This window comes from Natronorubrum daqingense, assembly GCF_001971705.1.
Lineage (GTDB): Archaea > Halobacteriota > Halobacteria > Halobacteriales > Natrialbaceae > Natronorubrum > Natronorubrum daqingense.
The window spans coordinates 851,104-864,992 of record NZ_CP019327.1; the positions used below are offsets into that span (position 1 = coordinate 851,104).

Consider the following 13,889-nt stretch of genomic DNA (forward strand, 5'->3'; position numbering starts at 1 on the left):
AATCCGTCGACGGCCGACACAACGAGTTACGCTGTCGACCCCGTCTCGCCCGTCGCCCCTCGAATCGTCTCGTACTCCTCGTGACTGTAGGCGATGAGCCGAACGTCCTCGAGCGTCTCCGGCGCGTAGGAACCGATCGTTTCGCCGATGATCTTCGCGCCCTCTTCGAGGTCGAATCCGGCGACGCCACAGCCGAGTGCGGGCAAGACGAGCGACTCACACTCGAGGTCGTCCGCGGTTTCCAAGGTATTTTGCGTCGCGTCGCGGATGCTCGCCTCCGTCGCTCGTCCGTCGCCGTAGTGGGGCATCGCCGCGGCGTGAATTACGTAGTCGGCCTCGAGGTCGTAGGCGTCGGTCACTGCAACCCCACCGAGGTCTACCGGCCCCTTCGCAGTGGCTTCTCGATCGAGTTCGTCGCCCGCTTCGGCGCGAAGCGCACCAGCGACACCCGACCCCATCTCGAGGCTGGTGCCAGCGGCGTTGACGAGCGCGTCGGCTGACTGTGCGGCGATATCACCCTGAACGATCTCGTACTCCATACGCGTGCGTACGTCCTGGGGGACTGTGAATGGACAGCACGTTGAAGCAGCTGAAACAGTCACAATGGGTGATACGCGCTCGAGTGAGCGGCTCGACCAAAACGTTTTTAGATTTAGGCCCACCTAACTTCTCCTGATGGACGTACCCGCCCGAAGGGAGACAGTCGATTCCGACGCCCACGAGGTGCCGGCGGCGATCGTGAGCGCGCACGAGACGCGCCCCGGCAAACTCGTGTTGACCGAACGCGGAAACACCGACGGTTGGATCGCGACCAACCTCGCCGTCACGCTCGAGCGATAGCGCTATTGCCATAGCACTGTCGGCCCTCCACGACCAGAGATGGTGTGGCCGCTCGAGCCGTGAATCTATCTGTGCCGAAACGGACAAGAATCAGAGGGATTTTGCGCTGCTAACGTGGATTGTCTCACTGTGAATCCGACTCGAGAGTCACTCCTGAAGGGCGTCCTCGCCGCGCTCGCGTTTTTTCTGTTCACCGGCGTCGTCACCGGAGTCGTACAGACGCCGCTCTTCGAGCGGATGGTCCCTCGGACACCCCTCGATTACGCGTTTCTCGTTCTCACGTCCCTCCTCGTCGGTGCGTACGTATCTCAGCGAACGATACAGCCTGATTGTGGTAGCGATAGCTGTGCGTACGGCGGTGCACTCGGGGGCTTCCTCGCCGTCGCCTGTCCTCACTGCAACGCGATTCTCGTCGCCCTCTTCAGTTCGTCGTGGTTAGCGACGTACGTCGATCCGATCCGGCCGCTCTTTGGGCTGCTCGCGGTCGGAGCGCTCGGCGGAATTATCTACTATCGTCGCTGAGTCGCGCCGAGTCGCTCTCACGTTCCAGCATATTGCTCGAGCCCTGTATCACCACTCGAGGAACGTACTCGACGGTCGAAAATCGTTAGATCGAAGAAACTACGAACGATCGCTCGAAAAATACCCGCTCGACAGCGCCGTCGTTGTCTGTTACTTCGTCGCTTCTTCGAGGACGAGGGTGTCGTCCTCGAGGTAGTGTTCGAAGTGGTGGCCGTCGTCTTCGAGCGTCACGAGAATCTCACGCAGAATCTCGGCGGTGGCGTAGTCGCCGAGGTTCTCCGCGAGTTCGATGCTGTCGCGCATCGACTCGATGATGTCGCCGTACATCTCGAGGTCGTTCTGGAACATCGTTCGGACGTCGTAGACGTCCTCGCCCTCGAACTCGACGGTCGCTCGCTGTTCTTGGTTCGTCGGGCCGGAGACCGGGACGCCACCGAGGGCCTGTGTGCGCTCGGCGATGACGTCAGCGCCCTCCTCGACGTGTTCGTAGGCCTCCTCGAGGAACTCGTGGAGCGGGAGGAACTCGGCACCCTCGACGACCCAGTGGTGCTTTTTGAGCTGGTGGTACAACACGTAGGAGTTCGCGAGCTCCGTGTTGAGCGCCTCGACGATCTGCTCGGCCTTTTCTTGCTCGAGACGGAGTTCGTTCTCCTCGACGGCGTCTGCACGTTGGCGGACGGTCTTTTGGGTGCTCATCGTATCTATACGATACGCTCGCATCCCACTTAAAGCCTTCCCATGACGAAATAATTTTTTGGGAGGCAAAAACTTTCGTTAGCTCATGCGGCTAACTTTCTTGTATTACCCGTGTTGTGTGCCACCGGACGGACTGGTCGTTGGTCCACCAATGTTATTTTTTCGAGAATGAGTAAACATTTTCTGTGTGGCCGACGTACGTGCTCGTATGGCAACGAGAATCGCACAGCGACGAGAGCAGAGTTACGTCGCCGGAGAGTGGCTCGAGTCCGAAAACACCATTTCGGTTTCGGATCTCGCCGATGGCGGCACCTTCGCGCAGGTCGCCGCTGCCGACCGAGCCGTTGCCGAGGCGGCACTCGAGGCAGCCCACGAAATCAAGCCCGAGCTTCGAGAGACGACGGTCGTCGAACGCGCCCAGTGGTGCGAGGAAATCGCCGCTGGCATTCGTGAGCGCGAGGAGGAACTGACGGAGGTCATCGTCCGCGAAGCTGGGAAGCCGATTTCCTCTGCTCGCGGCGAGGTCGAGCAGGCCGCAACTCGGTTCGATCGAGCCGCGGAAGAGGCCCGCAATATCGTCAGCAAGGGCGAGTATCGCGAGGGCTCGACCGAGGGCCACGAGGGCTGGCAGGCCATCGTGAAACACGAACCGATCGGCTCGGTGTTGTGCATCACGCCCTACAACTACCCGCTGGCGACGACGGCGCTCCAGGTCGCACCCGCGCTCGCGGCCGGCAACAGCGTCGTCCTCAAACCGGCGAGCAAGACGCCTATCTCCGCGGCGATCCTCGCGGCCGTGATCGCCGACGTCGACGGCATTCCAGACGGTGCGTTCAACTTCGTCCCCGGCGAGGCCAGCGAAATCGGTGACGTACTCGCGGGCGACGACCGCATCAACGCAATTGCCATGACCGGCTCCTCGAGCGCCGGGAACCACATCGCCCGCGAGAGCGGGATGGTCAACCTCCACATGGAACTCGGGGGTAACGCGCCGGCTATCGTCTTCGAGGACGCGGACCTCGCGGACGTCGCAGGAAGCTGCGCTAAAGGATCGTTCAAGTACGCCGGCCAGCGCTGCTCGGCTATCTCGCGCGTGATCGCCCACGAGTCGATCCACGACGACCTCGCTGATCTCATCGAGGGCCAGATGGACGCCTGGCAGGCGGGTGACCTCTTCGACGAGGACACGGCTTTCGGCCCCCTCATCAGCGAGGAACAAGCCGACTGGGTCGAAACACTGGTCGACGACGCCGTCGAGAAGGGGGCGGATCTGATTCGCGGCGGCAGCCGTCGCGCTCCCGAGGGCGTGCCGGAGGAACTCGGCGAGCAGTTCTTCGAGCCGACGCTGCTCGCGAACGTTCCCCACGACGCCAGAATCGTCGACGAAGAGCAGTTCGGTCCCGTCGCAGCGATCACCACGTTCGAAGACGAGGACGAGGCGCTCGAGATCGCGAACGGCTCCGACCTCGCACTGGACGCGTCCGTCTTCACGAGCGACCACTCGAGAGCGATGTCCGTTGCAGATCGAGTGGATGCGGGTGCCGTTCGCATCAACGGCCCACCGAGCCACGGACTCGGCGACATTCCCTTCGGCGGGAACAAGGACTCGGGCATCGGCCGGGAGGGCCTCGACGCCTCGATCCACGAGATGATGCGAAAGAAGAGTATCGTCCTCTAACGGCGATTCCGGCGACTCGAGGGGGCCGTTCCCCCGCTCGTTTTTCTCACCGCTTCCCTCGTGGTGGATGCAAGCCGACCTGCTATCGGTATTCAGGCCGATTGGTAGCTCATGTCGAGCGATCTTCGTGACGGTCTCAATTTCGCCAAAACGGTCGTCGAGGGTATTCAAGAGAAGAACGTTCCGTTCATGGCTGCAGGTATCGCTTACCAGGCGTTCATCTCACTCATTCCGTTGCTCGTGCTCGTTTTCTTCTTCGTCACGCTCGCCGGAGACGAACAGTTCGCGGCGCAGGTCACCGAGACGACGGAGGGAGCACTCCCCGAAAGCGGCCAGTTGCTCATCGAAGAGTCGCTCGAGGACTCGCCAGCCACCGCGGGATCGACCGTCATCGGCGTGGTCGTCCTCCTATGGGGGTCGCTGAAGATATTCAGGGGGCTCGATACGGCGTTTTCGGAGATTTACGACTCGACCGCGGAGAGTTCGTTCCTCGACCAGATCCGTGATGCGCTGTTGGTCTTCGGTGCGATCGGTGGCGCGCTCATCGCCGCAACCGCCGCCGGAATCGTGTTCGCGTTCCTGCCCGATATTCCCGGACTTGGACTCTTGCAGTCGCTGTTGCTCGTCGTCGTCCTTACGGGCGCGTTCTACCCGATGTACTACTACTTCCCGGACGTCGACGTGACCAAGCGTGAAGTGATCCCCGGCGTGCTGGTCGCAGCCGTCGGCTGGATGGCCCTCCAATCGCTCTTTCGCGTGTACGTCGCCTTCGCCGCCGAGTCGGAGGGAGCGGGAGCAGTCGGTGCAATTTTACTGTTGCTGACGTGGCTGTACTTCGGCGGCCTGATCTTGCTCTCCGGAGCCGTCGTCAACGCGATCGGAACGGGCTACCTCGAGCCGGGGAGCGACGAAACCGAACAGGGTGCGGACGACTCGAGGGAGCCACTCGAGGGCTCGATCGCAGCGACGGGAAGAGCGCCACTCGGAGCCGAGACGGCGAGTGAGTACGAGTACGACCACCTTCGCGATCGTGCGAACGCGCTCGAGCGCGAGCGAAACCAACTCCGACTCGATCGGGACGCCCAGCGAAAACGACGATACCGTCTCGAGGATCGCGTGCGAGCGCTCGAATCCACGAACCGGGAGCTCGAAGCGACCAACGACCGTCTGCAACGAGCGCTCGAGGAACGCGAGCGGGACGAAACGCGCTCCGGTTGGCAACGCGCGCTTCGGACGGTGACTCGACACGTGCGGACGATCAACGTCGGGTCGGTCGATCGTGGCCGCGAGTGAGGCTCAGAGGATGGATTTGTGCAGTCGGTCGGAGTCGAGACACATTAGTACATCCCGGTCGCATTCGGATCCGTGTCGTATCCGGTTCGAAGCGCTCGCCAGCGAATTCAGGCGGAACACGCCGCGGTCGTGGAGGGAGTCGACCGCGTCGCAACACGGATCGCGGAGCCGTGGGATACCGCGCGAACGACGGATCGCAACGCGGTCGTCGACGGTCTCCACGAGGGTCTCGAGATGGCCGGCGTGCTCGAGTACCTCCCTCGAGTCCTCGTCGATGTCGTGGAGGCAATCGGATGTGAGCTTCGGGCACAGCCGGTCGCCGCCCCACCGTACGTGGTCGTCACGAGTTGTGGCCCGATACTCCGCGCGACGATCGACCCGGGCCGATTGGTCATTCGATTCGATGCGTTCGAAGTCGTCCGCAATTGTGATCCGCGCCAGCCACCGGCGTACCGCCGGCAAGACGGCGTTCGCGTTCACGTGTCACTCGAGTAGGCCCGCGAACTCGTTTTCGTAGGGAGATTCGATCCCCCGAATCAGACGCTGCTATTCACCACTCCGCAATTGTTCCTCGTTATTAATACCGTTACACTCATTACTAATCAGTCGTAACTCTGCGTCGAGAACTAACATGACCACGAATCAACGTTCGACGTCTCGTCGCACACTGCTCGCATCGTCCGGTTCGCTCGCACTCCTCGGCCTCGCCGGCTGCCTGGGCGACGATGACGGCGATGATGGTGACGACGGCGATGACGATGGAGACAACGGAAGCGACGATAACGGCTCCGACCTCGAGGTCGAAGAGTTCCAGTTGCTCGACCGCGATCACGACGAGGACGTCATCGCGTACGTCCACGGCGACCACTGGGACCACGGACCGCTCGTGGTTCCGGAGGGAGACAACGTCTCTCTCGGTGCGCGCATCGAAGACGAAGACGGGGAAGAAATCGACCTCGAGGAAGCGGGTCTCGACCTCGAGGGCGAACTCGTCGGCGATGGGGACGACACCGTTTCGCTCGAATCACACGGCGACCACATCCACGTCGAAGGGGAGGAAGAAGGGTTCGCGGACGTCGTCTTCCAACTCGTCGAGGACGACGAGGTCGTGTACGAAACTCCCGGCGACGACGAACACCCGCTCGAGGTCGAAGTCGGTGACGGGGACCAAGAGTACGTCGACGAGGACGACGACCACGACCATGACGACGACAACGATCACGATGATGACGGCCACGACCATGACGACGACAACGATCACGATGATGACGGCCACGGCCATGACGACGGCCACGATGACGACCACTAACTGAGAGCGGTCGACAGAGCGCGTTTCGGGCAGGTGCCTTCTGCCGCACCGACTTCCGTCGAAACCCGAGACGTCTCTGTGTTACTAATGCACAGGTTCACAGTAGCAGCTGTTATTAATAGTACAGGGAGGAATAATAACGTTTTTATTCACCCGCTGGCACCATTCGGTATGGAACGCACACGTCGATCGGTGCTCCAGGCAGGGGCTGGCGCACTCGCACTCGGCACGCTCGCCGGCTGTCTCAGCGATCCCGTAAGCGGCGAGGCCGACGGTGGGTACGCCTCGTTTTTCGCCCTCTGGGACATGGCATCCGAAATCGGCGGCGACGAACTCGAGTTCGAAAACGCCGTTCCCACGGGGGATATGGGTCACGGGTACGAGCCCTCGAGCGATCTGCAACGCGATATCGCCGATTCGGACGTCTTCGTCTACTTCGAGACCGACGAGTTCGGCTGGGTCGAAGAGTACGTCGTCGACTTCGAACGGGACTACGACCACCTGACCCTGATCGACGCCATGGACGGACTCGAAGATCAGTTCCTCGAGATGGACAGCGACACGGCAGCCGATCAGGAACCCGACAACTTCGACGACGACCCCGAATCGGTTTCGGTGGTCGGATTCGAGCTATTCGAGCGCCGGAGCGGGGAGGAACTCGCGTGGTGGCACAACGACCACTGGCACGGCGGCCTCCCCGACGTCGCCGTCGGCGAGACGCTCGAGGTCGAAGCCGTCGTCGAGGACAGCGAGGGTCGAATCCTCCCCATCGGTTCGAACGAACTCTTCCAACTCGAGGCGACGACCGCCGACGACAGCGAGGGCGAGACCGTCGAAATCGACTCCCAAGGAGATCACGTTATCTTCAGCGGTCTCGAGGAAGACATGTCGCGGGTCGTCTTCGAACTCGTCGCGGACGACGAGGTCGTCTTCGACACGAGCAACGACAACGCGCGACTCGAGGTCGTCGACGAGGTCGAAGATAGCGACGTTCCGGAGATGTACGACCCTCACGTCTGGGTCGATCCGGTTCTGGTCCGTGACATCGTCGGGACGATCAGAGACGGCCTCATCGAGGCCGACCCCGACAACGAAGACGTTTACGAGGAAAACGCCGCAGCGTACATCGACCGGATCGACGACGTTCACGAACAGCTTCAGGGTCTCTTCGAAGATGCTGACCGGGACATCGCCGTCCTCGCCGGCCACGACGCCTTCCAGTACCTCGAGGCTCGCTACGATATCGAGTTGCACACGCCGGTCGGCATCTCACCCGACGACAACGTCTCTCCCAACGATATCAGCGATACGATCGAGATCATCGAAGAGAACGACATCGACACGATCCTCTACGATCCGTTCGACGACATGAGCAACGTCATCGACGAGGCGCTCGCCGAGACCGACGCCGAGGATACCGCGCGGCTCTCGCCACTCGAAGGCACGACCGAGGAGTGGGAAGACGACGGATACGGCTGGGTCGAGCAGATGGAGGAAGTCAACATTCCGGCGCTTCAGGCCGCATTCGGTGCCGACTGATTTGGGCATGATCGGCACAATATTCGTACCGATCTGTCGAGCCAAAGTAGAAGAGATAAACCACTCCGTGCCCGAACACCAAGTGAATTCACCGTGAGTGCAGTCGTCGATATCCAGAACGTGTCGTTCGCGTACGGCGAGAGCGTCGCCGTTCGGGACGTCTCGTTGACGATCGACGAAGGCGACTTTTTGGGACTCATCGGCCCGAACGGCTCCGGGAAGACGACGCTACTTCACCTGATGTTGGGTCTGCACAGCCCAGATAGCGGTTCGATCGAACTCTTCGGCGACCCGGTCGACGAGTTCGAAGCCGGCGAGCGAATCGGCTACGTCTCCCAACAGGCGACCAGTCGCGGCGGAACGATGCCCGTCACCGTCCGCGAAGCCGTGACGATGGGTCGATTCGCCCACGCCGGCTTCGGTCGACTTTCCGACGCCGACGAAAAAATCGTCGACGACGCACTCGAGACGGTCGACATCTCCGACCTCGAGACTCGACGCGTCAACCAGCTCTCGGGCGGCCAACGCCAGCGAGCCTACATCGCCCGGGCGCTCGCCTCCGAGGCGGATCTGCTCGCACTGGACGAACCGACCGTCGGCGTCGACGCCGAGTCTCGAGACGAGTTCTACCAACTGCTCGATTCGCTCAACGACTCGGGAATTACGATCGTCCTGATCGAACACGATATCGGCGTCGTCACGGACCGTGCGGATCATATCGCCTGTATCAATCAGGAACTGTACCACCACGGAGACACGGAATCGTTCGTCGAAAGTGACGCCTTAGCAGCGGCCTACGGCTCGACCGGGCAGGTCGTTCATCACCACCATTGATGGGACCGAGTATTCGCCGTTCCGTCGAGTTCGCGGGTCTCGCCTTGACGGCCGTGTTGGCCGTCGTGATGATCGGATTCGTCACCGTCGAGTCCCTCCGTTCGCTCGCTGTCGGGGAGTTCCTCTACGGGCAGTTTATCACCACCGGCCGGTGGATGGACTACTACCTCGGGACGAACGTCTTCAGCCACGGCTTCATGTGGCGCTCGATGGCGACGACGGTCCTCATCGGCATCATCGCGCCGGTCGTCGGAACGTACCTCGTCCACAGAGAGATGGCCCTGATCGGCGAAACGCTCGCTCACACGGCGTTCGCCGGCGTCGCTATCGGACTGTTGTTCAGTACGACGACGGACTGGGACGGCAGCCTGCTCACCGCGGCGCTCGTCGTCGGTATCCTCGGCGCGCTGGGCGTCCAGTGGCTGGCCGAACGGACGAACACCTACGGCGACGTGCCCATCGCGATCATGCTCACCGGGAGCTTCGCCGTCGGGACGATCATCATCAGCTACGGGCAGGGACTCTCGGGTGTCAGCATCGAGGACTACCTCTTTGGCAGCGCGGCAGCGGTTCCGACGGAAGGCGCTCAACTCGTCGTGGTCCAGACGATCGCCGTCCTCGGCGTGATCGCGATCACGTACAAACAGCTGTTGTTCATCACGTTCGACGAGCAAGCCGCACGCGTCGCTCGCCTCAACGTCACCGGCTACAACACGCTCTTGATCGTGATGACCGCCGTAGTCGTCGTCGGCGCGATGCAGATTCTCGGCGTCATCCTCGTCGCCGCGATGCTCGTCGTTCCGGTTGCGGCCGCCTCACAGCTCGCGAACAGCTTCCGGGAAACGCTCGTCCTCTCGGTCCTGTTCGGCCAGATTTCCGTCATCGTGGGCTACGGACTCTCGGTCCACCAGAGTCTCCCGCCGGGTGGCTCCATCGTCGTCGTCGCGATCGTGGTCTACCTCCTCGCGATCGCCGCCTCGAGTCGTTCTGCGGCGCTGTCGATGCACTGATTGCGTGCGTGTCAGCTGTAGCGATTATCTGTCAGCCGTTTTCTCTCGCCTCGAGTCTGGCACACGCGTGTGTCAGGGTACAGCTTTACTTCGCCGCGAGTTGAGAGACCGTGTGATGGGCCGGCTGTCTGCGCTCTTCGATCCGGAATCCGTTGGTGTCGTCGGGGCGACCGACCGCGAGGGGTCGGTTGGGCGGGCGATCCTCGAGAACCTGCAGGAGACCTACGACGGTGAGATCGTACCCGTCAACCCCTCGCGCGAGCAGGTGCTCGGACTCGAGTGCTATTCCACCGTCACGGCAGCGCCGGCGATCGATCTCGCGGTGCTCGTCGTTCCACCCGACATCGTCCTCGAAGTACTCGATGATCTCGGTGAGACCGACACCCGCGCGGTGGTCGTCGTGACGGCCGGGTTCGCCGAGTCGGGCGAGGAGGGGGCGACGCGCGAACAGCGCCTGTGCGAACGCGCCGAGCGCTACGGTCTCGAGATCGTCGGGCCGAACAGCCTCGGCGTCATGTCGACGGCCAACGGCCTGAACGCCACCTTCGGCCCCGACTCGCCGCGCGAGGGGTCTATTTCGTTTCTGAGCCAATCCGGCGCGTTCGTCACGGCCGTCCTCGAGTGGGCCGACGAGCAACGAATCGGCTTCCATCACGTCGTCTCCCTCGGGAACAAAGCCGACCTCGACGAAACGGACTTCCTCCGAGAGTGGGGCGACGACCCGGGGACAGACGTCATTATCGGCTACCTCGAGGGAATCGACGACGGCACTGCGTTCCTCGAGACTGCGCGTGAAGTGACGGAAGACACGCCGATCGTGCTCGTCAAAGCCGGCCGAACGGACGCCGGTGCGCAGGCCGCCTCCTCGCACACCGGCGCGATCGCCGGCAGCGAACGAGCCTACGAAACCGGCCTCGAGCAAGCCGGCGTGATCCGGGCGCACTCCGTCCAGGAGCTATTCGACTTCGCTCGAGCGCTTTCTGGCCTGCCGGAACCCGACACCGACGGCGTCGCCGTCGTGACGAACGCCGGTGGACCGGGCGTGCTCGCGACCGACGCCGTCGGCGACTCGCGACTCGAGATGGCCTCGCTGAGCGCACAGACGACGGACCGACTGGCGGACGTCTTACCGGAGGAAGCGACCCGGTACAACCCGGTCGACGTGATCGGCGACGCCAACGCGGACCGATTCGGCGACGCGCTCGAGACCGTCCTCGAGGACGACGCCGTCGGTGCGGCGATCGTCGTCAGTGCACCGACGGCAGTTCTGGGATACGACAGACTCGCCGAGACGATCATCGAGAAGCACGAAGATTACGGCAAGCCGATCGTGGCGTGTCTGATGGGCGGCGAGCGCGCGCGGGCCGCAGAGCAGGTCCTCCGCGGGTTCGGCGTGCCGAACTTTTTCGACCCGACTCGAGCGGTGGCCGGACTCGAGGCGCTGACCCGATACCGAGAGATTCGCGAGCGAACGATCGACGAGCCGACGACGTTCGACGTCGACCGCGAGCGCGCACAAAAAGTACTCTCGCGCGCCGAGCGATACAGCGACAATCGCGTCGGCGTCGAGTCGATGGAGTTGCTCGAGGCCTACGGCATACCGACGCCGGCGAGCGAAGTGGTATCGGACCCTGATCGGGCGTCCGAGGTCGCGAGGGCCATCGAGGGCGACGTCGTGATGAAGATCGTGAGTCCCGACGTGTCCCACAAATCCGACATCGGCGGGGTTCGAGTCGGCGTCTCGGACGACGAGGTGGCCAGTGCGTACGAGGATATCGTCGCTCGCGTGCGTACGTACCAGCCCGACGCGACGATTCTCGGCGTCCAGATTCAGGAACTCGTCGAGATGGAAGACAGTACCGAGACAATCGTCGGAATGAACCGCGACCCGCAGTTCGGGCCGCTCGTCGTGTTCGGCCTCGGCGGTATCTTCGTCGAAACGCTCGAGGACACGGCGGTTCGCGTCGCACCGATCGGCGAGTCGGAGGCCCGCGACATGATCGACGAGATTCAGGCGTCGCCGTTGTTGCGCGGCGCTCGCGGACGTGAACCCGCACATATCGACGCCATCACCGAGACGATCCAACGGCTATCCCAGCTAGTCGTCGACTTTCCGTCGATACTCGAACTCGACGTCAACCCGCTGGTCGTCGCTCCGGAGGGTGTACAGGCGATCGATCTCAGCCTCACCGTCGACACAGACCGACTCGAGGGAGACGAGCCATGACTGACACAGACACCGAGACAGACACATCGACAACAGCGAACGATCGAAACTCGACCGAGAGCGAGCGGACTGGAGCCGAACAGCCCGAAACCGGCGATCGCGACGCGAGAGAAGCGGCGAGTGAGAGCGAAGATGACGAGACCGCTCACGAGGTGCGCGAGCGGGAAATGGAGACGATTCTCGTCAGTTCGATCGAATCGGGGATCGGAAAGACCGCGATCACCATCGCACTCGCGGGCATCGCGCGAGATGGCGGTGCACGCGTCGGCTACATGAAGCCGAAGGGAACCCGTCTCGAGAGTAACGTCGGGAAGACGCTGGACGCCGACCCGCTACTCGCACGAGATATCCTGGGGCTCGAGGCGGAACTCCACGACTTAGAGCCCGTCGTCTACTCGCCGACGTTCATCGAACAAACGCTTCGGGGCCGAGAGGACCCCGACGAAATTCACGAGCGAGTCGAGGCGGCGTTCGAGACCGTCTCCGATGGGTGTGATCGACTGTTCGTCGAGGGCGGCGGCGAGTACACCGTCGGCGGGATCGTCGACCTCACCGATCCCGACGTTGCGGATCTCTTCGACGCACGCGTCGTCCTCGTCGCGCCGTACTCGATCCCCGGCGACGTCGACGACGTACTGGCCGCAGCAGACGCCTTCGGAGATCGACTCGCGGGCGTCGTCTTCAACAACGTCGAGAACGCCGCCCACGACACGCTCGAGTCGACCGTGGTCCCGTTCCTCGAGAGCCGCGGAATTCCGGTCTTCGGGATCATGCCCCGCATACAGGTGCTCTCGGGAGTTTCGGTCGACGAACTGGCTTCGGAACTCGGCGCGACGGTACTCGTCGAGGGCGAAGACAGCTACATCGAGCGCTTCAGCGTCGGCGCGATGGGTGCAGACAGCGCGCTTCGATACTTCCGGCGAACGAAAGACGCCGCCGTCATCACCGGCGGTGACCGCGCCGGCATCCACACCGCAGCACTCGAGGCACCCGGCGTCACGTGCTTGATCCTCACCGGTGGCCACCGCCCGTCGAAGACCATCATCGGCGAGGCTGCACAACAGGGGCTCTCGATCCTCTCCGTCCAGACCGACACGCTCACGACGGCCGAACGCGCCGAGAGCATCGTTCGCAGCGGCCGCACGCGCGACGAATCGACCGTCGATCGAATGGAGGACTTGCTCTCCGATCACGTCGACGTCGAATCGATCCTCGAGGGCACCTCGGGCGCGTGACTCGTGAGAAACGCAGGAATCGCGCTCGGCGTGCGTTCGTGTTTCGTTTCACCGAGGACTGGTGTCTCCTCTCGGTCGTCGTGAATGCGTCTGACCAACAATTAAGAGTCCGCCACGCATGAGCCAAGTCATGGACGACACTCCCCAAGAAATTACCTCTCTCGTCGGTCGCGAGGTATACTCGAACAACGGCGTTTTCGTCGGCGAAGTCGAGGATCTTCGTTTGAACGTCGACGGCGAAGCCGTCACCGGACTCGCTCTGGGCCAGCTCAACACCGAACTGTTCACCGACACCGCTCGCGGAACGCAAGGCGTCATCGTTCCCTACCGCTGGGTCCGTGCCGTCGGAGACGTCATCCTGATCAACGATGTCGTCGAGCGCGTCAAACAGCCCGACGAGGAAGAGCAAGAAGTCGTCGCCTAACGTAGTAGTCCACCACCATAGACTGTCGTGTGCCTCTTACGTAGCTTCTGCACTATTGATTATTTCTGCTTCCTGGATGTGTTTCGTGTCTCGCAGGTAGTGACAGTCTTTGTCTATCTGATTGCAATCTCGCAGCTATCTGTGAAGATTACGACGGTACCGTTCCTCGCTAATATTTTAACCTATGTTATGATGAAACCAATATATGCGCGAGAGAGATTGTATAGTTCATTGTTGGCATGGATCGAAAAAGCGTAGTCGAATTCGCAACACTAGTTTCTG

The 13,889-nt window shown here is 62.2% G+C and carries 14 protein-coding genes; 12 read left to right on the forward strand and 2 right to left on the reverse strand.

Going from position 1 to position 13,889, the window contains the following annotated elements:
• Positions 1–26 precede the first annotated feature (26 nt).
• A complete protein-coding gene (locus BB347_RS04195; protein ID WP_076578102.1) occupies positions 27–539 on the reverse strand; it encodes a macro domain-containing protein in 513 nt (170 codons plus the stop codon).
• 136 nt (positions 540–675) lie between these two features.
• Here BB347_RS04195 and BB347_RS19215 point away from each other — a divergent pair, with 136 nt between their 5' ends.
• Both BB347_RS19215 and BB347_RS04200 read left to right on the forward strand, forming a co-directional pair.
• Positions 676–840 (forward strand): hypothetical protein, encoded by a 165-nt coding sequence (locus BB347_RS19215; protein WP_168170927.1) that lies wholly within the window; start codon positions 676–678, stop codon positions 838–840.
• 129 nt (positions 841–969) lie between these two features.
• Positions 970–1,362, forward strand: a complete 393-nt coding sequence (locus BB347_RS04200; RefSeq protein WP_076578100.1) for a hypothetical protein — start codon at positions 970–972, stop codon at positions 1,360–1,362.
• Positions 1,363–1,512: 150 nt separating this feature from the next.
• Here BB347_RS04200 and dpsA read toward each other — a convergent pair whose 3' ends face one another.
• A complete protein-coding gene (gene dpsA / locus BB347_RS04205; protein ID WP_076578098.1) occupies positions 1,513–2,058 on the reverse strand; it encodes a DNA starvation/stationary phase protection protein DpsA in 546 nt (181 codons plus the stop codon).
• A 208-nt stretch (positions 2,059–2,266) separates the two neighbouring features.
• Between dpsA and BB347_RS04210 the strand changes: the two genes are divergently transcribed.
• From BB347_RS04210 to BB347_RS04255, 10 genes are all read left to right on the forward strand, one after another.
• Positions 2,267–3,736 carry an aldehyde dehydrogenase family protein gene (locus BB347_RS04210; protein ID WP_076578096.1) on the forward strand — a complete coding sequence of 490 codons (1,470 nt, stop codon included), beginning with the start codon at positions 2,267–2,269 and terminating at the stop codon, positions 3,734–3,736.
• 111 nt (positions 3,737–3,847) lie between these two features.
• The gene (locus tag BB347_RS04215) at positions 3,848–5,029 is read left to right on the forward strand and encodes a YhjD/YihY/BrkB family envelope integrity protein (RefSeq protein WP_076578095.1); all 1,182 of its coding nucleotides are present in this window, start codon (positions 3,848–3,850) and stop codon (positions 5,027–5,029) included.
• Positions 5,030–5,101: 72 nt separating this feature from the next.
• Positions 5,102–5,524 carry a hypothetical protein gene (locus tag BB347_RS04220; RefSeq protein ID WP_076578093.1) on the forward strand — a complete coding sequence of 141 codons (423 nt, stop codon included), beginning with the start codon at positions 5,102–5,104 and terminating at the stop codon, positions 5,522–5,524.
• Between the two features lie 136 nt (positions 5,525–5,660).
• Positions 5,661–6,338 carry a hypothetical protein gene (locus BB347_RS04225; RefSeq protein ID WP_076578091.1) on the forward strand — a complete coding sequence of 226 codons (678 nt, stop codon included), beginning with the start codon at positions 5,661–5,663 and terminating at the stop codon, positions 6,336–6,338.
• 171 nt (positions 6,339–6,509) lie between these two features.
• A complete protein-coding gene (locus tag BB347_RS04230; protein ID WP_076578088.1) occupies positions 6,510–7,877 on the forward strand; it encodes a metal ABC transporter solute-binding protein, Zn/Mn family in 1,368 nt (455 codons plus the stop codon).
• 93 nt (positions 7,878–7,970) lie between these two features.
• Complete coding sequence (locus BB347_RS04235; RefSeq protein ID WP_076578086.1) at positions 7,971–8,711, forward strand: metal ABC transporter ATP-binding protein; 741 nt, start codon at positions 7,971–7,973, stop codon at positions 8,709–8,711.
• Positions 8,711–9,721: a metal ABC transporter permease gene (locus tag BB347_RS04240; RefSeq protein ID WP_076578083.1), complete on the forward strand. Its 1,011-nt coding sequence runs from the start codon at positions 8,711–8,713 to the stop codon at positions 9,719–9,721. Before BB347_RS04235 ends, BB347_RS04240 begins: the two co-directional genes overlap by 1 nt.
• Before the next feature lie 115 nt (positions 9,722–9,836).
• On the forward strand, positions 9,837–11,948 hold the full coding sequence (locus tag BB347_RS04245; RefSeq protein WP_076578080.1) for an acetate--CoA ligase family protein: 2,112 nt from the start codon (positions 9,837–9,839) through the stop codon (positions 11,946–11,948).
• Complete coding sequence (locus BB347_RS04250) at positions 11,945–13,183, forward strand: phosphotransacetylase family protein (RefSeq protein ID WP_076578077.1); 1,239 nt, start codon at positions 11,945–11,947, stop codon at positions 13,181–13,183. The genes BB347_RS04245 and BB347_RS04250 overlap by 4 nt, the downstream gene beginning before the upstream one ends.
• A 130-nt stretch (positions 13,184–13,313) precedes the next feature.
• Positions 13,314–13,607, forward strand: a complete 294-nt coding sequence (locus BB347_RS04255) for a PRC-barrel domain-containing protein (protein WP_076578074.1) — start codon at positions 13,314–13,316, stop codon at positions 13,605–13,607.
• Positions 13,608–13,889 lie beyond the last annotated feature (282 nt).